The sequence below is a fragment of the Streptomyces sp. NPDC001480 genome (assembly GCF_042894725.1).
Taxonomy (GTDB): domain Bacteria; phylum Actinomycetota; class Actinomycetes; order Streptomycetales; family Streptomycetaceae; genus Streptomyces.
In genome coordinates this window covers 709,332-729,926 of record NZ_JBIAVX010000001.1, presented here as the reverse complement: position 1 = coordinate 729,926, position 20,595 = coordinate 709,332, and the positions used below count along the sequence as shown (strand labels likewise).

Below are 20,595 nucleotides of genomic sequence, written 5' to 3'. Positions count from 1 at the left end.
CGGATGCCCGCCACCGGCGTGTCCCCGCACCGGGCGCGGTTTGTGGGCCGGCCCCCGCATCACCGATGATGATCGCGGCGAAGGCCGATGCAGACCGTGTCGACCGGCCCGTGAACGGGCGGTGAACACGGGCTTGTCGTCATCCGATAGCCTCTGCCGACATGCCGCCCGGGTGCCCAGACAAGCGGCGCCCCATCATGCAGACGACCGGCGCTCACGCGTCGGCACCCAGGGAGTGAGTTCGGTTGTCGACCGCCATCGTGACCGGTCAGCCGGTCCCCGGATCGTCGCTCGAGAGCGATCTGCGGTCCCTCGGCTTCGAGGTGCTCACGGCCACCGACGCCTCCGACACCGAGACGCTCCTCGCGGCCGTCCCCGCCCAGGAACGCGTGGCCGTCGTCGACGCCCGCTTCGTGGGCCACCCGCACGCGCTCCGCCTCGGCCTCACCGACCCCCGCTTCCCGCTCGCCGGCGTCCACGGCGCCGTCACCGCCCAGCCGGCCGGCCGGCAGGCGCTGACCCGGGCGATCGCGCGGGAGACCTCCGCGGGCGGCGGCACGGCCCTCGCCGTGGACAGCCTCGCGGACCGCCTCGCCCTCGCCCTCGACGCCGACGGCGCCGAGGTGCACCGCCCCGAGCTCGGCAGTCTGGTCGCCGCCGTCCCCGTCGACCCGCAGGAACGCAACGAGGCACGGCAGGCCGTCGCCGCCGTCGACGACGAGGCGGTACGCCTGAAGTCGGCCGTGAAGGCCCGCGACGGTTTCTTCACCACGTTCTTCATCAGTCCCTACTCGCGCTACATCGCCCGCTGGTGCGCCCGTCGCGGCCTGACCCCCAACCAGGTCACCACCGCCTCCCTGCTCACCGCCCTGATAGCCGCGGGCTGCGCGGCCACCGGCACCCGCGCGGGCTTCGTCGCCGCGGGCGTGCTGCTCATCGCCTCCTTCGTCCTGGACTGCACGGACGGCCAGCTGGCCCGTTACTCGCTCCAGTACTCCACGCTCGGCGCCTGGCTCGACGCCACCTTCGACCGGGCCAAGGAGTACGCCTACTACGCCGGGCTCGCGCTGGGAGCGGCCCGCGGCGGTGACGATGTGTGGGCGCTCGCGCTCGGCGCGATGGTCCTCCAGACCTGCCGGCACGTCGTCGACTTCTCCTTCAACGAGGCCAACCACGACGCCACCGCCAACACCAGCCCCACCGCTGCCCTCTCCGACAGGCTCGACAGCGTCGGCTGGACGGTCTGGCTGCGGCGGATGATCGTGCTCCCCATCGGCGAACGCTGGGCCATGATCGCGGTCCTCACGGCGGCCACCACTCCCCGCATCACCTTCTACGTGCTGCTGATCGGCTGCGCCTTCGCCGCGACGTACACCACGGCGGGCCGGGTGCTCCGGTCGGTCACCCGGAAGGCGCGGCGCACCGACCGGGCCGCGCAGGCGCTGGCGGACCTCGCGGACAACGGCCCCCTGGCCACCGTGCTGGGCCGTGCCGCACGGGGCGTGCGTCTTCCGGCGCCGGTCGCCGCCGCCGTCGGCGGTCTCCTCGTGGTGATCTCCGCCGCACTCTGGGGCGCCGCCTGGCCCACCGTGGCGTGCGCCGCGGCCTACGCACTGCTGTCCGGGCTCGCCCTCGCGCGCCCCCTCAAGGGCGCCCTGGACTGGCTGGTTCCGCCTTTCATGCGGGCCGCCGAGTACGGCACCGTCCTGGTCCTCGCGGCGAAATCCGGGGTGAACGGGGTGCTTCCCGCGGCTTTCGGGCTGGTGGCCGCCGTCGCCTACCATCACTACGACACGGTGTACCGCATCCGCGGCGACGCCGGAGCGCCGCCGGCCTGGCTGGTGCGCGCCATCGGGGGGCAGGAAGGGCGGACGCTGCTGGTCACGGTCCTGGCCGCGCTGCTCGCCGCCTCGCAGTTCAAGGTCGCGCTCACGGTCCTGGCCGTGGCCGTCGCCGTGGTGGTGCTCGTCGAGAGCATCCGCTTCTGGGTCGCCGCTCACAGGAAGGGCGCCCCAGCCGTACACGATGAAGGAGAACCCGCATGATCGGCCTCGTGCTGGCGGCCGGTGCCGGACGGCGCCTGCGCCCCTACACCGACAGCCTTCCCAAGGCTCTGGTGCCGGTGGGCCCCGCGGGCATAGAGGGCGAACCGACGGTCCTGGACCTGACGCTCGGCAACTTCGCCGAGATCGGCCTGACCGAGGTCGCGGTCATCGTCGGCTACCGCAAGGAGGCCGTGTACGAGCGCAAGGCGGCGCTGGAGGCCAAGTACGGCCTGAACCTCACCCTCATCGACAACGACAAGGCCGAGGAGTGGAACAACGCCTACTCCCTGTGGTGCGGCCGTGACGCGCTCAAGGACGGCGTGATCCTCGCCAACGGCGACACCGTCCACCCGGTCTCCGTCGAGAAGACGCTGCTCGCCGCCCGTGGCGACGGCAAGAAGATCATCCTCGCCCTCGACACCGTGAAGTCCCTCGCCGACGAGGAGATGAAGGTCGTCGTCGACCCCGACAAGGGCGTGCGGAAGATCACCAAGCTGATGGACCCCGCCGAGGCGACCGGTGAGTACATCGGCGTCACCCTCATCGAGGGCGACGCGGCACCGGAGCTCGCCGACGCGCTGAAGACGGTCTGGGAGACCGACCCGCAGCAGTTCTACGAGCACGGGTACCAGGAACTGGTGAACCGGGGCTTCAAGATCGACGTGGCGCCGATCGGCGACGTGCCGTGGGTCGAGATCGACAATCACGACGACCTCGCCCGTGGACGGGAGATCGCGTGCCAGTACTGACCCGGCTCATCCCCTCGCCGGTCGTCGTGGACATCCGCCCGGGTGCCCTCGACGACCTGGCGTGTGTGCTCGCGGACGAGCGGATCTCGCAGTCGGGCAGGCTCGCCATCGCCGTCAGCGGCGGTTCGGGCGCCCGGCTGCGGGAGCGGATCGCGCCCTCGCTGCCCGGGGCCAGCTGGTACGAGGTCGACGGCGGCACCATCGACGACGCGGTCCGGCTGGCGGGCGACATAAAGGCCGGCCGCTACGACGCGGTCGTCGGCCTCGGCGGCGGCAAGATCATCGACTGCGCCAAGTTCGCGGCGGCACGCGTCGGTCTGCCCCTGGTCGCCGTCGCCACCAACCTCGCGCACGACGGCCTGTGCTCGCCCGTCGCGACCCTCGACAACGACGCCGGGCGCGGCTCGTACGGCGTGCCGAACCCGATCGCGGTCGTCATCGACCTGAACGTGATCCGTGAGGCTCCGGTCCGTTTCGTGCGCTCCGGCATCGGCGACGCCATCTCCAACATCTCGGCGGTCGCGGACTGGGAGCTGTCCAACCGCGTCAACGGCGAGAAGATCGACGGCCTCGCCGCCGCCATGGCCCGGCAGGCCGGCGAGGCGGTGCTCAGGCACCCGGGCGGCGTCGGCGACGACGGCTTCCTCCAGGTGCTGGCCGAGGCGCTCGTTCTCACCGGAATCGCCATGTCCGTGTCGGGCGACTCCCGCCCCTCCTCCGGGGCCTGCCACGAGATCAACCACGCCTTCGACCTGCTCTACCCGAAGCGGGCAGCCGCCCACGGCGAGCAGTGCGGCCTGGGCGCGGCCTTCGCGATGTACCTGCGCGGAGCCCACGAGGAGTCGGCCTACATGGCCGGCGTACTGCGCCGGCACGGGCTGCCGGTGCTGCCGGAGGAGATCGGCTTCACGGTGGACGAGTTCGTCCGGGCCGTGGAGTTCGCCCCGGAGACCCGGCCAGGCCGCTACACGATCATCGAACACCTCGACCTCAAGACCCACCAGATCAAGGACGTCTACGCCGACTATGTCAAGGCCATCGGTAGCTGAACTCCGTCCGGTCGTGCACCCCGCAGGGGTCAAGGACCGGCGCAGCGGTGAGCACTGGATGGGACGCCTCTACATGCGTGAGGTGTCCCTGCGGGTCGACCGCTACCTGGTGAACACCAGGGTCACGCCCAACCAGCTCACGTACCTGATGACCGTCTGCGGCGTCCTCGCCGCCCCGGCCCTGCTGGTGCCGGGGATCCCGGGCGCCGTGCTCGGCGTGGTCATGGTCCAGCTGTACCTGCTGCTGGACTGCGTCGACGGCGAGATCGCCCGCTGGAAGAAGCAGTACTCGCTGAACGGCGTCTACCTCGACCGGGTCGGCGCCTACCTCACCGACGCCGCCGTCCTGGTCGGCTTCGGGCTGCGCGCCGCCGACCTGTGGGGCACCGGCCGTATCGACTGGCTGTGGGCCTTCCTCGGCACGCTGGCCGCCCTCGGCGCGATCCTGATCAAGGCCGAGACCGACCTGGTCGGCGTCGCCCGGCACCAGGCCGGCAAGCCGCCGGTCCAGGAGGCCGCCGCCGAGATGCGCACCTCCGGCATGGCGCTGGCCCGCCGGGCCGCCGCCGCGTTCAAGTTCCACCGGCTGATCCTCGGCATCGAGGCGTCCCTGCTCATCCTGGTCCTGGCCGTCGTCGACCAGGTGCGCGGCGACCTGTTCTTCACCCGGCTCGGCGTCGCGGTGCTGGCCGGCATCGCGCTGCTCCAGACCGTGCTGCACCTGGTGTCCATCCTCGCCTCCAGCAGGCTGAAGTGAGCGCGGCCATGCGCGTCGGCGCGGTGATCATCACCATGGGCAACCGCCCCGACGAACTGCGCGCCCTGCTGGACTCGGTCGCCAAGCAGGACGGCGACCGGGTCGAGGTGGTCGTCGTCGGCAACGGCTCGCCCGTCCCGGACGTCCCCGAGGGCGTACGGACCATCGAGCTGCCCGAGAACCTCGGCATCCCCGGCGGCCGCAACGTCGGCATAGAGGCCTTCGGGCCCGGCGGCCGCGATGTCGACATATTGCTCTTCCTCGACGACGACGGGCTGCTCGCCGGCCACGACACCGCCGAACTGTGCCGGCAGGCCTTCACCGCCGACCCGAAGCTCGGCATCGTCAGCTTCCGCATCGCCGACCCCGACACCGGCGTCACCCAGCGCCGCCACGTGCCGCGGCTGCGCGCCTCCGACCCGATGCGCTCCTCCCGGGTCACCACCTTCCTCGGCGGCGCCAACGCCGTCCGCACCCGGGTCTTCGCCGAAGTCGGCGGGCTCCCGGACGAATTCTTCTACGCCCACGAGGAAACCGACCTGGCATGGCGGGCCCTCGACGCGGGCTGGATGATCGACTACCGGTCCGACATGGTGCTGTACCACCCCACGACCGCGCCCTCCCGGCACGCGGTCTACCACCGCATGGTCGCCCGCAACCGGGTCTGGCTCGCCCGCCGCAACCTCCCCGCCCTCCTGGTCCCGGTCTACCTCGGGGTCTGGATGCTGCTCACCCTGCTGCGCCGCCCCTCCGGCCCGGCCCTGAAGGCCTGGTTCGGCGGGTTCAAGGAGGGCTGGACCACCGCGTGCGGCCCCCGCCGGCCGATGCGGTGGCGCACCGTGTGGCGGCTCACGCGGCTGGGCCGCCCCCCGGTGATCTGACAAGCTCGACGAAGTACTCGCAGTACTCGAAGGCACTCGAAGACGAAAGTTTCCAACCCGTGAGTGAGACAACGCACGACGGCGGCATCGCGGTGAGCGCGGCCCCGTCGCCCGACGAGGGACTGACGGCGGCAGGGCTCGCCGCCAAGTACGGGTTGACCGTCAGCGGCGCCCGGCCCTCGCTCGTCGAGTACGTCCGTCAGCTGTGGGGGCGGCGGCACTTCATCCTCGCCTTCTCCCAGGCGAAGCTGACCGCCCAGTACAGCCAGGCCAAGCTCGGCCAGCTCTGGCAGGTGGCCACGCCGCTGCTGAACGCGGCCGTCTACTACTTCATCTTCGGCCTGATCCTGCACGCCAGCCGGGGCATGTCCCAGGACGTGTACATCCCGTTCCTGGTCACCGGAGTCTTCGTCTTCACCTTCACCCAGAGCTCGCTCATGTCCGGTGTACGGGCGATCTCCGGCAACCTGGGGCTGGTGCGGGCCCTGCACTTCCCGCGGGCCTCGCTGCCCGTCTCCTTCGCGTTGCAGCAGCTCCAGCAGTTGCTGTTCTCGATGCTCGTGCTGTTCGTCGTGGCGATCGGCTTCGGCAGCTACCCGGGCCTGTCCTGGCTGCTGATCGTGCCGGTGCTGGCGCTCCAGTTCCTGTTCAACACCGGGCTCGCGCTGATCGTGGCCCGCATGGGCGCCAAGACGCCCGACCTGGCCCAGCTGATGCCGTTCATCCTGCGCACCTGGATGTACGCCTCCGGCGTCATGTTCTCGATCAACAAGATGCTCGAAGGGCGTTCCGAGACCGTCGCCCGCGTGCTCCAGGTGAACCCGGCCGCCGTCTACATGGACCTCATGCGCTTCGCCCTGATCGACGGCTACGGCGCCTCGAACCTGCCGCCGCACGTGTGGGCCATCGCCCTGTTCTGGGCCGTGGTCGTCTTCGCCGGCGGCTTCGTGTACTTCTGGAAGGCGGAGGAGAGGTACGGCCGTGGCTGACCAGCAGACCGGGGAGCGCCTCCCCACCGTCATCGCGGACGACCTGCACATCGTCTACCGCGTCAACGGCGCCAAGACCGGCAAGGGCAGCGCGACCGCCGCGCTCAGCCGCATCCTCAAAAGGGGCGAGGAACGAGGTGTGCGCAAGGTGCACGCCGTGCGCGGGGTCTCCTTCGTCGCCTACCGGGGCGAGGCCATCGGCCTGATCGGCTCCAACGGCTCCGGCAAGTCCACCCTGCTGCGCGCCATCGCCGGCCTGCTGCCGGCCGAGAAGGGCAAGGTCTACACCGACGGCCAGCCCTCCCTGCTCGGCGTCAACGCCGCCCTGATGAACGACCTCACCGGCGAGCGGAACATCATCCTGGGCGGTCTCGCCATGGGCATGTCGCGGGAGGAGATCAAGGAGCGCTACCAGGAGATCGTCGACTTCTCCGGCATCAACGAGAAGGGCGACTTCATCACCCTGCCGATGCGCACCTACTCCTCCGGCATGGCCGCCCGCCTTCGCTTCTCCATCGCCGCCGCCAAGGACCACGACGTCCTCATGATCGACGAGGCACTGGCCACCGGCGACCGCAAGTTCCAGAAGCGCTCCGAGGAACGCATCCGGGAACTGCGCAAGGAGGCCGGAACCGTGTTCCTGGTGAGCCACAACAACAAGTCCATCCGCGACACCTGCAACCGCGTCCTGTGGCTGGAACGCGGCGAACTGCGCATGGACGGCCCCACCGAAGAGGTCCTCAAGGAATACGAGAAGTTCACGGGGAAGTAGGGGCCTGCCCGGCGGATCCGCCGGGCAGACCCCACCCGATTCGGCCAGGGCCCCGCCGGAACCTTTCCGGTGGGGCCCCGCGTCTGCAAAGGAAACGTCAACTCCTGCTGGCGGCAGGAATCTTGACGCCAATCGGTGTGTTGTTGTGATGCGCGGGACACCCGGAGGGTCCTCCCTGCGTTGTACAACGTAAGCTGTACCGGTCCCGGAAAGCGGCAAGTGGGGCGATAATACGCGACACCCTCCGCCAGGGCCGCCCCACGGACGGCCGGGCGGCGTGTCCGAAATAGTGAGTATTGGGTCGGCGGTGTAGAACGGGAGATGTGACGGCAATGGCTACGGAAACTCCCCAGCTCAACGCAGCACGTGCCGTCCCCGCCACGGGCAGAGCACGGTGACGGGAACCGACACGGCGCGCGAGACGGAGCGCGCCACCCTCGACAAGGCCGCGGGCGAGAACTTCCCCGTGGCACCCTTCTTCCTGCCCCGCGCCTGGCGCGACGACCTCATGGCCGTCTACGGCTTCGCCCGCCTGGTCGACGACATCGGCGACGGCGACCTCGCCCCCGGCGGCGCCGACGCCCGGCTGCTCGGCGTGTCGGCCACCGACGCCGAGGACCGCCTCGCCCTCCTCGACGCCCTCGAGACCGACCTGCGCCGGGTCTTCGACGCCACCCCGCACCACCCCCTGCTGCGCCGCCTCCAGCCGACCGTGCGCCGCCGCTCCCTCACCCCCGGGCCGTTCCTCGGCCTGATCGCCGCCAACCGCCAGGACCAGCTCGTCACCCGCTACGAGACCTACGACGACCTGCTCGCCTACTGCGAGCTGTCCGCCAACCCCGTCGGCCGTCTCGTGCTCGCCGTCACCGGCACCGCCACCCCCGAGCGGATCCGGCTGTCCGACCGGATCTGCACCGCTCTCCAGATCGTGGAACACCTCCAGGACGTCGCCGAGGACCTCGGCCGCGACCGGATCTATCTGCCCGCCGAGGACCTGAAACGCTTTCACGTCCAGCAGGCGGATCTCGCCACGACGACCGCCGGCGCACGGTTGCGCGCACTGGTCGCGTACGAAGCGGAACGCGCCCGCGATCTCCTGAATGAAGGCGCCCCTCTGGTGGGTAGCGTCCACGGCAGGCTGAGGCTGCTGCTCGCGGGGTTCGTGGCGGGGGGAAGGGCGGCGATCCACGCGATCGCCGCCGCCGAACACGACGTACTTCCCGGCCCGCCCAAGCCCGGCAGAGCTCAGCTGCTGCGTGAGGTGGGCTCGATCCTGCGAGGAGAGGGGTGATCCGGACCGTGGAGTCTGTGCCGCACGTGTCCGCACCGGTACTCGCCGCCTACCGCTACTGCGAGGCCGTCACCGGGCAGCAGGCCCGGAACTTCGCGTACGGCATCAGGCTGCTGCCCACGCCCAAGCGCCGCGCGATGTCGGCGCTGTACGCGTTCTCCCGGCGCGTCGACGACATCGGCGACGGCGCGCTGGCGGACGACGTCAAGACCGAACGCCTGACGGAGACCCGGACGCTGCTCACCCGGATCCGCGAGGGCGCGGTCGCCGAGGACGACACCGACCCGGTCGCGGTCGCCCTCGCCCACGCCGCCGAGGCCTTCCCGATCCCGCTCGGCGGCCTCGACGAACTCATCGACGGCGTCCAGATGGACGTGCGCGGCGAGACCTACGAGACCTGGGACGACCTCAAGGTCTACTGCCGCTGCGTGGCCGGCGCCATCGGCCGCCTGTCGCTGGGCGTGTTCGGTACGGAACCAGGGGCGCGCGGCGCCGAACGCGCGCCCGAGTACGCCGACACGCTCGGGCTCGCCCTCCAGCTCACCAACATCCTCCGGGACATCCGCGAGGACGCCGAGGGCGGCCGCACCTACCTGCCCGCCGACGACCTCGCCAAGTTCGGCTGCTCCGCGGGCCTGGACGGGCCCACGCCCCCCGAGGGCTCCGACTTCCCGGGCCTCGTGCACTTCGAAGTGCGGCGGGCCCGCGCCCTCTTCGCCGAGGGCTACCGGCTGCTGCCGATGCTCGACCGGCGCAGCGGCGCCTGCGTGGCCGCGATGGCCGGCATCTACCGGCGGCTGCTGGACCGCATCGAGCGCGAGCCGGAGGCCGTGCTGCGCGGCCGGGTCTCGCTGCCCGGGCGCGAGAAGGCGTACGTCGCCGTGCGCGGCCTGTCCGGGCTCGACACCCGGCACGTGACCCGCCACAGCTCCCGGCGGACCGTCAGGAGGCGCGCCTGATGGACCCCCTGGGTGAGGACGACTCCACCCCCGGTACGCGGCACGCAACCCTCCGCCGCGGCGCGGCGTCCCTGACTGCGACGGTCCGCGGTGCATCGTTCCGTCAACACGACGGACCCGCACAGGAGGGCGCACGATGACCGACGGCACGCGGTCCGGCCGGCCACCGGCCGACCACCATGCCACCCCGGGCCGGGCCGGGCGCACCGCCGTGGTGGTCGGCGGCGGGCTGGCCGGTGTCACCGCGGCGCTCGCGCTCGCCGACGCGGGCGTCCGGGTGACCCTGCTCGAGGGCAGGCCGAGACTGGGCGGCCTCGCCTTCTCCTTCCGGCGCGGCGAGCTGACCGTCGACAACGGACAGCACGTGTACCTGCGTTGCTGCACCGCCTACCGCTGGTTCCTCGACCGTATCGAGGGGACGGCGCTCGCACCGTTGCAGGATCGTCTCGACGTGCCCGTTCTCGACGTCGCACGGCCCGAGGGCCGGCGGCTCGGCAGGTTGCGACGCGACGCGCTGCCCGTACCCCTGCACCTGGGCCGGAGCCTCGCCACGTACCCGCACCTCTCGCTCGCCGAGCGTGCCGCGGTCGGGCGTGCCGCGCTCGCGCTCAAGGGGCTCGACCTCGCCGATCCGACGCTGGACACCCAGGACTTCGGCAGCTGGCTGGCCGCTCACGGCCAGTCGGCGCGTGCTGTCGAGGCCCTGTGGGACCTGGTCGGGGTCGCCACCCTCAACGCGGTCGCGGGCGACGCCTCGCTGGGACTCGCCGCGATGGTGTTCAAGACCGGTCTGCTGTCCGACCCGGGTGCGGCCGACATCGGCTGGGCCCGAGTGCCGCTGGGCGAACTGCACGACGCTCTCGCCCGCAAGGCGCTCGACTCCGCGGGCGTGCGTACCGAGGTCCGTTCACGCGTCACCTCCGTCTCCATCAACGAAAACGGGAGCTGGAACGTTCAGGTTCCCGGCGAGACGCTCCGGACGGACGCGGTGGTGCTCGCCGTACCGCAGCGCGAGGCGCACGGCCTGCTGCCGCCCGGCGCCCTCGACGCCCCCGAGCGGCTGCTCGGGATCGGCACCGCCCCGATCCTCAACGTCCACGTCGTCTACGACCGCAAGGTGCTCGCCAGGCCCTTCTTCGCCGCCCTGGGCACACCCGTGCAGTGGGTCTTCGACCGCACGGAGGCGTCCGGCCTCGGCGAGGGCCAGTACCTCGCCCTGTCCCAGTCGGCCGCGCGGGACGAGATCGACGCACCCGTCGCCGTGCTGCGCGAGCGCTACCTGCCCGAACTCCAGCGGCTGCTGCCCCGCGCGCGCGGCGCCGAGGTGAGGGACTTCTTCGTCACCAGGGAGCGTGACGCGACCTTCGCTCCCGTCCCCGGCGTCGGGCGCCTCAGGCCCGGCGCCCGCACCAAGGCCCCCGGCCTCTACCTGGCCGGAGCGTGGACCGCCACGGGGTGGCCCGCGACCATGGAGGGTGCGGTCCGCAGCGGGGTGAGCGCGGCCGACGCCGCGCTGAGCGCCCTGGGCCGGCCCCGCCCCCGCCACCTCTTCGAGCTCGAGGAGGCGGCGTGACACCCGACCGGCACGCGGCAGGCCCCCGCATCCCCGGCACCGCAACAAGAGGAGTAACTGTGCCCACTGTGCCCCCGGCCGACAAGGCCGCTCGAGAGACCGCGGTGGACGTGGCCGCGCTCCTGGAGCGCGGCCGGACGCTGGCCACACCGGTGCTGCGGGCGGCCGTCGACCGGCTCGCGCCTCCCATGGACACCGTCGCCGCCTACCACTTCGGGTGGATCGACGCGGCGGGCAACCCGGCCGCCGGCGACGGCGGCAAGGCCGTACGCCCGGCCCTCGCCGTCCTTTCCGCCGAGGTCACCGGCGCCGCGCCCGAGACCGGTGTCCCCGGCGCGGTCGCCGTCGAACTGGTCCACAACTTCTCGCTGCTGCACGACGACCTGATGGACGGCGACGAACAGCGCCGGCACCGCGACACCGTGTGGAAGGTGCACGGCCCCGCCCAGGCCATCCTCGTCGGCGACGCCCTGTTCGCGCTGGCCAACGAGGTCCTCCTGGAGCTCGGCACGGTCGAGGCGGGCCGTGCCACACGCCGGCTGACCACCGCCACCCGGGCCCTGATCGACGGTCAGGCCCAGGACATCTCCTACGAGCACCGCGACCGCGTCAGCGTCGAGGAGTGCCTGGAGATGGAGGGCAACAAGACCGGCGCCCTGCTGGCCTGCGCCTCCTCCATCGGCGCGGTGCTCGGCGGCGCCGACGAGCGCACCGCCGACACCCTGGAGAAGTACGGCTACCACCTCGGCCTCGCCTTCCAGGCCGTCGACGACCTCCTCGGTATCTGGGGCGACCCGGAGTCCACCGGCAAGCAGACCTGGAGCGACCTGCGCCAGCGCAAGAAGTCCTTGCCGGTCGTGGCCGCGCTCGCGGCGGGCGGCAGTGCCTCCGAGCGGCTCGGTGAGATCCTCGCCGCCGACGCCAAGAGCAGCGACTTCGAGAACTTCTCCGAGGAGGAGTTCGCGGCCCGCGCCGCCCTCATCGAGAAGGCCGGGGGCCGCGACTGGACGGCAGAGGAAGCGCGCCGTCAGCACACCATCGCCATCGAGGCCCTCGACGCCGTCGACATGCCGGACCGCGTCCGGGCCGCGTTCACGGCGCTCGCCGACTTCGTCGTCGTACGAAAGAGATGATCATTATCGGTCGAACAGCCCTCGCGTAGTCGCCGGCCGGTGCGGCGTGGCATTGCGTACCGCACCCGCACACCGGCCGACGGCGGACCCACAGCAGCACGACTGGTACGACTGCACGAAGGGGAAGCCATGACAGCGACGACCGACGGAAGCACCGGGGCCACACTGCCGTCCCGCGCTGCCGCGGCCAGCGAAACCGACATCACCACCCCCGTGGCGGCCGGGGTGCACGAAGCCGCCGCACGCGCCGCCCGGCGCGCCACCGACTTCCTGCTGTCCCGGCAGGACGCCGAGGGCTGGTGGAAGGGCGACCTCGAGACCAATGTGACGATGGACGCCGAGGACCTGCTGCTCCGTCAGTTCCTGGGCATCCGCGACGAGGCGACCACCGCGGCCGCCGCCCTGTTCATCCGGGGCGAGCAGCGCGAGGACGGCACCTGGGCCACCTTCTACGGCGGCCCCGGCGAACTCTCCGCCACCATCGAGGCCTACGTCGCCCTCCGCTTGGCCGGCGACGAGCCGGACGCCCCCCACATGCGCAGGGCCTCGGCCTGGATCCGCGAGCGCGGCGGGATCGCCGCCGCCCGGGTGTTCACCCGGATCTGGCTGGCCCTGTTCGGCTGGTGGAAGTGGGAGGACCTGCCCGAACTGCCGCCGGAACTCATCTGGTTCCCGAAGTGGTTCCCGCTCAACATCTACGACTTCGGCTGCTGGGCCCGGCAGACGATCGTGCCGCTGACCATCGTCTCCGCCAAGCGCCCGGTGCGCCCCGCGCCCTTCCCGCTCGACGAGCTGCACACCGACCCGGCGCACCCCAACCCGGCTGAGCCGCTCGCTCCGGCGGCGAGCTGGGACGGCGCGTTCCAGCGTCTGGACAAGGCGCTGCACAAGCTGCGCAAGGTCGCCCCGCGCCGGCTGCGCCGGGCCGCCATGAACTCCGCCGCCCGCTGGATCATCGAACGGCAGGAGAACGACGGCTGCTGGGGCGGCATCCAGCCGCCCGCCGTGTACTCGGTCATCGCGCTGCACCTGCTGGGCTACGACCTGAAGCACCCCGTGATGCGCGCGGGCCTTCAGTCACTGGACCGTTTCGCCGTGTGGCGCGAGGACGGGGCCCGGATGATCGAGGCCTGCCAGTCGCCGGTCTGGGACACCTGCCTGGCCACCATCGCCCTCGCCGACGCGGGGCTCCCCGCCGACCACCCGGCGCTGGTCAAGGCCGCCGACTGGATGCTGGGCGAGCAGGTCGTGCGGCCCGGGGACTGGTCGGTCCGGCGGCCCGGACTCCCGCCGGGCGGCTGGGCGTTCGAGTTCCACAACGACAACTACCCCGACATCGACGACACCGCCGAGGTCGCCCTCGCCCTGCGCCGGGTGAGGCACCACGACCCGGAACGGGTGGACAAGGCGATCGGGCGCGGCGTGCGCTGGAACCTCGGCATGCAGTCGAAGAACGGCGCTTGGGGCGCCTTCGACGTCGACAACACCAGCCCGTTCCCCAACCGGCTGCCGTTCTGCGACTTCGGCGAGGTCATCGACCCGCCGTCCGCGGACGTCACCGCGCACGTCGTGGAGATGCTCGCGGTCGAGGGCCTCGCCCACGACCCGCGCACCCGGCGCGGCATCCGGTGGCTGCTCGCCGAACAGGAGCCGGACGGCTCGTGGTTCGGACGCTGGGGCGTCAACTACGTGTACGGCACCGGGTCGGTGGTGCCCGCCCTGACCGCGGCCGGCCTGCCGGGAACGCATCCCGCGATCCGCCGGGCGGTGGCCTGGCTGGAGTCGGTGCAGAACGACGACGGCGGCTGGGGCGAGGACCTGCGCTCCTACAAGTACGTCAGGCAGTGGAGCGGCCGGGGCGCCTCCACCGCCTCCCAGACCGCGTGGGCGCTGATGGCGCTGCTCGCGGCGGGGGAGGGGGACTCCAAGGCCGTGGAACGCGGAGTCCAGTGGCTCGCGGACACCCAGCGGGAGGACGGCTCCTGGGACGAGCCGTACTTCACCGGTACCGGCTTCCCCTGGGACTTCTCCATCAACTACCACCTCTACCGGCAGGTCTTCCCGCTCACCGCGCTCGGCCGCTATCTGAACGGCGAGCCGTTCGCCGACAGGCCCGGGCGGCAGCCGGCCGGGCGGCCCGTCCCGGAGCTCGTCACGCGGTCCGCCGACACGCCCCTCGCCGAGGCCGAGGGGAGCTGATGAGCACCCAGCCCGCCCCGGCCCCGCTGCTGATCGCCTGCGCGCTCGGCATCGAACGCCTGGCCCTGCGCAGGCGGGCCCGCGAACCGGACCGGCACGGCGCGGGCGGGCCGGTGACCGTCCTGCGCACGGGCATGGGGCCCAGGGCGGCGGAACGGTCCGTCACCGGGGCGCTGGCCGGCCCGGCGTTCGCCGGGGCCGCCGTCCTGGCCTCCGGCTTCTGCGCGGGGCTGGCCCCCGGTATGCACCCCGGCGACCTGGTCGTGGCCGAGGAGACCCGGGACCCGCGCGGGAGCGTCGGCTGCGTCGGCACCGACCTGCTCGTCAAGGAACTCGCGCGCATCCTGCCCGGGCGCACCGTCCACACCGGCCCGCTCACCGGCTCCGACCACGTCGTCCGCGGTCAGGAGCGGGCCGGTCTGCTCTCGACCGGCGCGATCGCGGTCGACATGGAGTCGGCGGCCACACTCCTGAGCGCCGTCCGCGCGGGCGAGCGCCCGGTTGCGGCCGTCCGGGTGGTCGTGGACGCTCCAGAACATGAGCTCGTCCGGATCGGCACGGTGCGCGGTGGAATATCGGCTTTCCGTGTTCTTCGTTCCGTCCTTCCCGCTTTCTACGAATGGCACCGTTCTTTGCTGCTCCCCCGGAGGTGAGCCAGATGGCCATGCCGCTGCGTCAGTCCATCAAGGTCGCTACATACCTGGCCGAACAGAAACTCCGTAAGCGGGACAAGTTCCCGCTCATCGTGGAGCTGGAGCCCCTCTTCGCCTGCAACCTCAAGTGCGAGGGCTGCGGAAAGATCCAGCACCCGGCCGGGGTGCTCAAGCAGCGCATGCCGGTGGCGCAGGCCGTGGGCGCGGTGCTCGAATCGGGTGCCCCCATGGTCTCCATCGCCGGTGGCGAGCCCTTGATGCACCCTCAGATCGACGAGATCGTGCGCCAGCTGGTGGCGAGGCGGAAGTACGTCTTCCTGTGCACCAACGCCATGCTGCTGCGCAAGAAGATGGACAAGTTCAAGCCCTCCCCCTACTTCGCGTTCGCGGTGCACATCGACGGGCTGCGGGAGCGGCACGACGAGTCGGTCGCGAAGGAGGGCGTCTTCGACGAGGCGGTCGAGGCCATCAAGGAGGCCAAGCGGCGCGGCTTCCGGGTGACCACCAACTCGACCTTCTTCAACACGGACACCCCGCAGACGATCATCGAGGTGCTCAACTTCCTCAACGACGACCTCGAGGTCGACGAGATGATGATCTCGCCCGCCTACGCCTACGAGAAGGCGCCCGACCAGGAGCACTTCCTGGGCGTGGAGCAGACCCGCGAGCTGTTCAAGAAGGCCTTCGCGGGCGGCAACCGGCGCCGCTGGCGGCTCAACCACTCCCCGCTGTTCCTCGACTTCCTCGAGGGCAAGGTCGACTTCCCGTGCACCGCCTGGGCGATCCCGAACTACTCGCTCTTCGGCTGGCAGCGGCCCTGCTACCTGATGAGCGACGGGTACGTGCCGACGTACCGGGAACTCATCGAGGACACCGACTGGGACAAGTACGGCCGGGGCAAGGACCCGCGCTGCGCCAACTGCATGGCGCACTGCGGCTACGAGCCCACCGCCGTGCTGGCGACCATGGGTTCTCTCAAGGAGTCCCTGCGCGCCATGCGCGAGACGGTCTCCGGGAACCGGGAGTGAGGTGATGACCGCCGTCCCCTTGGGCGTTCCCGAGGTACCGGTCCGGCCGGTGGCGCCGCGGCGCGAATCGCGGCGGATCCAGGTCGGGCCGGTGGCGGTCGGCGGGGACGCGCCGGTGTCGGTGCAGTCGATGACGACGACCCGTACGTCCGACATCGGGGCCACGCTCCAGCAGATCGCGGAGCTGACCGCGTCCGGCTGCCAGATCGTGCGGGTCGCCTGCCCGACGCAGGACGACGCGGACGCGCTGGCGACGATCGCTGGGAAGTCGCAGATCCCGGTGATCGCCGACATCCACTTCCAGCCGAAGTACGTGTTCGCCGCGATCGAGGCCGGCTGCGCGGCGGTCCGCGTCAACCCCGGCAACATCAAGCAGTTCGACGACAAGGTCAAGGAGATCGCGAAGGCGGCCAAGGACCACGGCACGCCGATCCGTATCGGCGTCAACGCCGGCTCCCTCGACCGTCGCCTGCTCCAGAAGTACGGCAGGGCGACCCCGGAGGCGCTGGTCGAGTCGGCGCTGTGGGAGGCGTCCCTGTTCGAGGAGCACGACTTCCGGGACATCAAGATCTCCGTCAAGCACAACGACCCGGTCGTGATGATCGAGGCCTACCGGCAGCTCGCCGCGCAGTGCGACTACCCCCTCCACCTGGGCGTCACCGAGGCCGGTCCGGCCTTCCAGGGCACCATCAAGTCGGCCGTCGCCTTCGGGGCGCTGCTCAGCGGGGGGATCGGCGACACGATCCGGGTGTCGCTGAGCGCCCCGCCCGTGGAGGAGGTCAAGGTCGGCATCCAGATCCTTCAGTCGCTGGGCCTCAGGCAGCGCCGGCTGGAGATCGTCTCCTGCCCGTCCTGCGGCCGCGCCCAGGTCGACGTCTACAAGCTCGCCGAAGAGGTCACGGCCGGCCTGGAGGGCATGGAGGTCCCGCTGCGCGTCGCGGTGATGGGCTGTGTCGTCAACGGCCCCGGCGAGGCCCGCGAGGCCGACCTCGGCGTCGCCTCCGGCAACGGCAAGGGCCAGATCTTCGTCAAGGGCGAGGTCGTCAAGACCGTCCCCGAGTCCAGGATCGTGGAGACCCTGATCGAGGAGGCCCTGAAGCTCGCCGAGCAGATGAAGTGAGTCCGAAGCCAGCACGGACCTGGAGGGGGCCCGATCGTGACGATTCTGGAGACCATCCGGCAACCACGCGACCTGAAAGCGCTGTCCGAGGCGGAACTCGGTGAACTGTCCGAAGAGATACGCGAGTTCCTGGTGCACGCGGTGGCCCGCACCGGCGGGCACCTCGGACCCAACCTGGGCGTGGTGGAACTCACCGTCGCGCTCCACCGGGTCTTCGAGTCGCCGGTCGACCGCATCCTCTGGGACACCGGCCACCAGAGCTATGTGCACAAGCTGCTGACCGGCCGTCAGGACTTCTCCAAGCTGCGCGGCAAGGGCGGCCTGTCCGGCTACCCCTCGCGCGAGGAGTCCGAGCACGACGTCATCGAGAACAGCCATGCCTCCACCGCGCTGGGCTGGGCCGACGGGCTCGCCAAGGCCCGTCAGGTGCAGGGCGGGAAGGGGCACGTGGTCGCGGTCATCGGCGACGGCGCGCTGACCGGCGGCATGGCCTGGGAGGCGCTGAACAACATCGCGGCCGCCAGGGACCGGCCGCTGATCATCGTCGTCAACGACAACGAGCGCTCCTACGCGCCCACCATCGGCGGTCTCGCCAACCACCTGGCGACCCTGCGCACCACCGACGGCTACGAGAAGGTCCTGGCCTGGGGCAAGGACGTCCTGCTGCGCACCCCGGTCGTCGGCGGCACGATCTACGAGTCCCTGCACGGCGCGAAGAAGGGCTTCAAGGACGCCTTCGCCCCGCAGGGCATGTTCGAGGACCTGGGCCTGAAGTACGTCGGCCCCATCGACGGCCACGACATCCTGGCCGTCGAGTCGGCGCTGCGCCGGGCGAAACGCTTCCACGGGCCCGTCCTCGTCCACTGCCTCACGGAGAAGGGCCGCGGCTACGAACCCGCTCTCGCCCACGAGGAGGACCACTTCCACACCGTCGGCGTGATGGACCCGCTGACCTGCGCGCCGCTCGTCCCGGCCGGCGGCCCGTCGTGGACCTCGGTGTTCGGGGACGAGATCGTGCGGATCGGCGAGGAACGGGAGGACGTCGTGGCGATCACGGCGGCCATGCTCCACCCCGTCGGCCTCGGCAAGTTCGCCGAACGCTTCCCGGACCGGGTGTGGGACGTGGGCATCGCCGAGCAGCACGCGGCGGTGTCGGCGGCGGGCCTGGCCACCGGGGGCCTGCACCCGGTCGTCGCGGTGTACGCCACGTTCCTCAACCGGGCCTTCGACCAGCTGCTGATGGACGTGGCGCTGCACCGCTGCGGGGTCACCTTCGTGCTGGACCGGGCCGGTGTCACCGGCGCCGACGGGCCCTCCCACAACGGCATGTGGGACATGTCGGTCCTCCAGGTCGTCCCCGGTCTCAGAATCGCCGCCCCGCGTGACGCCGAACAGCTGCGGGCCCAACTGCGCGAGGCCGTCGCCGTCGACGACGCGCCCACCCTGGTCCGCTTCCCGAAGGAGTCCGTCGGCCCCGAGATCCCGGCCGTCGGCCGTGTCGGCGGCATGGACGTGCTGCACCGCGCCGAGCACCCCGAGGTGCTCCTGGTCGCCGTCGGTGTCATGGCGCCGGTGTGCCTCCAGGCGGCCGAGCTGCTTCAGGCCCGGGGCCTGGGGTGCACGGTGGTCGACCCCCGCTGGGTCAAGCCCGTCGACCCGGCGCTGCCCGGACTCGCCGCCGAGCACCGGCTGGTGGCCGTCGTGGAGGACAACAGCCGCGCGGCCGGTGTCGGCTCCGCCGTGGCGCTGGCCCTCGGCGACGCCGACGTGGACGTTCCCGTACGGCGGTTCGGGATCCCCGAGCAGTTCCTCGCGCACGCCAAGCGCGGCGAGGTGCTGGCCGACATCGGGCTGACGCCGGTCGAGGTGGCCGGACGGATCGGCGCGAGCCTGGCCGTCAGGGAAGCCGCCGACCCCGGCCCCCGGAGAGCGAAGAATCAGGAGAACGCTGAATGACCACGGAGTTCGACCTCGGCGCGCTCCTGGCCGAGCGCGGAGCCGAGCGCTACGAGCTGCACGCCAGGTACCTCAACCACCAGCTGCCGCGCATGCTGCACACCATCGGCTTCGACAAGGTCTACGAGCGGGCCGAGGGCGCCTACTTCTGGGACACGGACGGCGACGACTACCTCGACATGCTGGCAGGGTTCGGGGTGATGGGCCTCGGCCGCCACCACCCCGTCGTCCGCAAGGCGCTGCACGACGTCCTCGACGCCTCCCTCGCCGACCTCACCCGCTTCGACTGCCAGCCGCTGCCCGGGCTGCTGGCCGAGAAGCTCCTCGTCCACAGCCCGCACCTGGAGCGGGTGTTCTTCGGCAACAGCGGCACCGAGGCGGTGGAGACCGCCCTGAAGTTCGCCCGGTACGCCACCGGCAGACCCAGGATCCTGTACTGCGACCACGCCTTCCACGGCCTGACCACCGGCTCCCTGTCGGTCAACGGCGAGGACGGCTTCCGGGACGGCTTCGCCCCGCTGCTGCCCGACACGGCCGTACCGCTCGGCGATCTGGACGCCCTTGCCCGGGAGCTGAAGAAGGGTGACGTCGCCGCCCTGATCGTCGAGCCGATCCAGGGCAAGGGTGTGCACGAGGCCCCGCCCGGCTATCTGCGGGCGGCCCAGGAGCTGCTGCACAGGCACAAGGCGCTGCTCATCGCCGACGAGGTGCAGACCGGGCTCGGCCGCACCGGCGACTTCTACGCCTACCAGCACGAGGACGGTGTCGAGCCGGACCTGGTGTGCGTGGCCAAGGCCCTGTCCGGGGGGTACGTGCCGGTCGGCGCGACCCTCGGCAAGGAGTGGATCTTCAAGAAGGTCTACTCGTCCATGGACCGGGTGCTGGTCCACTCGGCGAGCTTCGGCTCCAACGCGCAGGCCATGGCGGCCGGCCTCGCCGTGCTGTCGGTCATGGAGAACGAGCAGATCGTCGCGAACGCCCGCGCGACCGGCGAGCAGCTGAAGTCCCGGCTCGCCGCGCTCACCGGCAAGTACGAGCTGCTCGCCGACGTCCGCGGCCGGGGCCTGATGATCGGCATCGAGTTCGGCAGGCCGGGCTCGCTGAAGCTGCGCAGCCGCTGGGCCATGCTCCAGGCGGCCCGCAAGGGCCTGTTCGCGCAGATGGTGGTCGTCCCGCTGCTCCAGCGGCACCGGATCCTCACCCAGGTCTCCGGGGACCACCTGGAGGTGATCAAGCTGATCCCGCCGCTGGTCATCGGCGAGCGGGAGGTGGACCGGTTCATCGACGCCTTCACCGCCGTGATGGACGACGCGCACAGCGGCGGCGGCCTGATGTGGGACTTCGGCAGGACACTGATCAAGCAGGCGGTGGCCAACCGCTGAAGCCGGGGGTCTTCGCGGCCCCCGACGGCCTTCTTGTCTCTGAGGCAAGGATTTTGCCC

General features: G+C 71.4%; 18 protein-coding genes. All 18 read left to right on the top strand.

Annotated elements, in window-relative coordinates:
- Window positions 1-245: 245 nt before the first annotated feature.
- The 18 genes from ACFY01_RS03445 to ACFY01_RS03360 all read left to right on the top strand — a co-directional run bounded on the left by ACFY01_RS03445 (window position 246) and on the right by ACFY01_RS03360 (window position 20,536).
- Entirely contained in the window at window positions 246-2,045 is a 1,800-nt protein-coding gene (locus tag ACFY01_RS03445; protein ID WP_390733931.1) for a DUF5941 domain-containing protein, read from the top strand.
- A complete protein-coding gene (locus ACFY01_RS03440) occupies window positions 2,042-2,794 on the top strand; it encodes a sugar phosphate nucleotidyltransferase (protein ID WP_390733930.1) in 753 nt (250 codons plus the stop codon). Before ACFY01_RS03445 ends, ACFY01_RS03440 begins: the two co-directional genes overlap by 4 nt.
- Complete coding sequence (locus ACFY01_RS03435; RefSeq protein ID WP_390733929.1) at window positions 2,782-3,843, top strand: iron-containing alcohol dehydrogenase family protein; 1,062 nt, start codon at window positions 2,782-2,784, stop codon at window positions 3,841-3,843. Before ACFY01_RS03440 ends, ACFY01_RS03435 begins: the two co-directional genes overlap by 13 nt.
- A 13-nt stretch (window positions 3,844-3,856) precedes the next feature.
- Window positions 3,857-4,600 carry a CDP-alcohol phosphatidyltransferase family protein gene (locus tag ACFY01_RS03430; protein ID WP_390733928.1) on the top strand — a complete coding sequence of 248 codons (744 nt, stop codon included), beginning with the start codon at window positions 3,857-3,859 and terminating at the stop codon, window positions 4,598-4,600.
- 8 nt (window positions 4,601-4,608) lie between these two features.
- Window positions 4,609-5,481: a glycosyltransferase family 2 protein gene (locus tag ACFY01_RS03425; protein WP_390734040.1), complete on the top strand. Its 873-nt coding sequence runs from the start codon at window positions 4,609-4,611 to the stop codon at window positions 5,479-5,481.
- 59 nt (window positions 5,482-5,540) lie between these two features.
- Complete coding sequence (locus tag ACFY01_RS03420) at window positions 5,541-6,470, top strand: ABC transporter permease (RefSeq protein ID WP_390733927.1); 930 nt, start codon at window positions 5,541-5,543, stop codon at window positions 6,468-6,470.
- Complete coding sequence (locus ACFY01_RS03415; RefSeq protein ID WP_390733926.1) at window positions 6,463-7,242, top strand: ABC transporter ATP-binding protein; 780 nt, start codon at window positions 6,463-6,465, stop codon at window positions 7,240-7,242. Before ACFY01_RS03420 ends, ACFY01_RS03415 begins: the two co-directional genes overlap by 8 nt.
- Window positions 7,243-7,636: 394 nt before the next feature.
- A complete protein-coding gene (gene hpnC / locus ACFY01_RS03410) occupies window positions 7,637-8,533 on the top strand; it encodes a squalene synthase HpnC (protein WP_390733925.1) in 897 nt (298 codons plus the stop codon).
- On the top strand, window positions 8,530-9,492 hold the full coding sequence (gene hpnD, locus ACFY01_RS03405; protein ID WP_390733924.1) for a presqualene diphosphate synthase HpnD: 963 nt from the start codon (window positions 8,530-8,532) through the stop codon (window positions 9,490-9,492). Before hpnC ends, hpnD begins: the two co-directional genes overlap by 4 nt.
- Entirely contained in the window at window positions 9,492-9,632 is a 141-nt protein-coding gene (locus ACFY01_RS03400) for a DUF6380 family protein (protein WP_390733923.1), read from the top strand. The genes hpnD and ACFY01_RS03400 overlap by 1 nt, the downstream gene beginning before the upstream one ends.
- Complete coding sequence (gene hpnE / locus ACFY01_RS03395; protein WP_390733922.1) at window positions 9,629-11,065, top strand: hydroxysqualene dehydroxylase HpnE; 1,437 nt, start codon at window positions 9,629-9,631, stop codon at window positions 11,063-11,065. The genes ACFY01_RS03400 and hpnE overlap by 4 nt, the downstream gene beginning before the upstream one ends.
- 68 nt (window positions 11,066-11,133) lie before the next feature.
- Complete coding sequence (locus tag ACFY01_RS03390; protein WP_390734039.1) at window positions 11,134-12,198, top strand: polyprenyl synthetase family protein; 1,065 nt, start codon at window positions 11,134-11,136, stop codon at window positions 12,196-12,198.
- Between the two features lie 129 nt (window positions 12,199-12,327).
- Window positions 12,328-14,397 (top strand): squalene--hopene cyclase, encoded by a 2,070-nt coding sequence (gene shc, locus ACFY01_RS03385; protein ID WP_390733921.1) that lies wholly within the window; start codon window positions 12,328-12,330, stop codon window positions 14,395-14,397.
- Entirely contained in the window at window positions 14,397-15,050 is a 654-nt protein-coding gene (locus ACFY01_RS03380; protein WP_390733920.1) for a 1-hydroxy-2-methyl-2-butenyl 4-diphosphate reductase, read from the top strand. Before shc ends, ACFY01_RS03380 begins: the two co-directional genes overlap by 1 nt.
- A gap of 5 nt (window positions 15,051-15,055) precedes the next feature.
- On the top strand, window positions 15,056-16,078 hold the full coding sequence (gene hpnH, locus ACFY01_RS03375) for an adenosyl-hopene transferase HpnH (protein ID WP_390733919.1): 1,023 nt from the start codon (window positions 15,056-15,058) through the stop codon (window positions 16,076-16,078).
- Window positions 16,079-16,082: 4 nt separating this feature from the next.
- Window positions 16,083-17,198 (top strand): flavodoxin-dependent (E)-4-hydroxy-3-methylbut-2-enyl-diphosphate synthase, encoded by a 1,116-nt coding sequence (gene ispG / locus ACFY01_RS03370; RefSeq protein WP_390733918.1) that lies wholly within the window; start codon window positions 16,083-16,085, stop codon window positions 17,196-17,198.
- 36 nt (window positions 17,199-17,234) lie between these two features.
- Complete coding sequence (gene dxs / locus ACFY01_RS03365) at window positions 17,235-19,154, top strand: 1-deoxy-D-xylulose-5-phosphate synthase (RefSeq protein ID WP_390733917.1); 1,920 nt, start codon at window positions 17,235-17,237, stop codon at window positions 19,152-19,154.
- Window positions 19,151-20,536 carry an aspartate aminotransferase family protein gene (locus tag ACFY01_RS03360; protein ID WP_390733916.1) on the top strand — a complete coding sequence of 462 codons (1,386 nt, stop codon included), beginning with the start codon at window positions 19,151-19,153 and terminating at the stop codon, window positions 20,534-20,536. Before dxs ends, ACFY01_RS03360 begins: the two co-directional genes overlap by 4 nt.
- The last annotated feature ends 59 nt before the right edge of the window (window positions 20,537-20,595 follow it).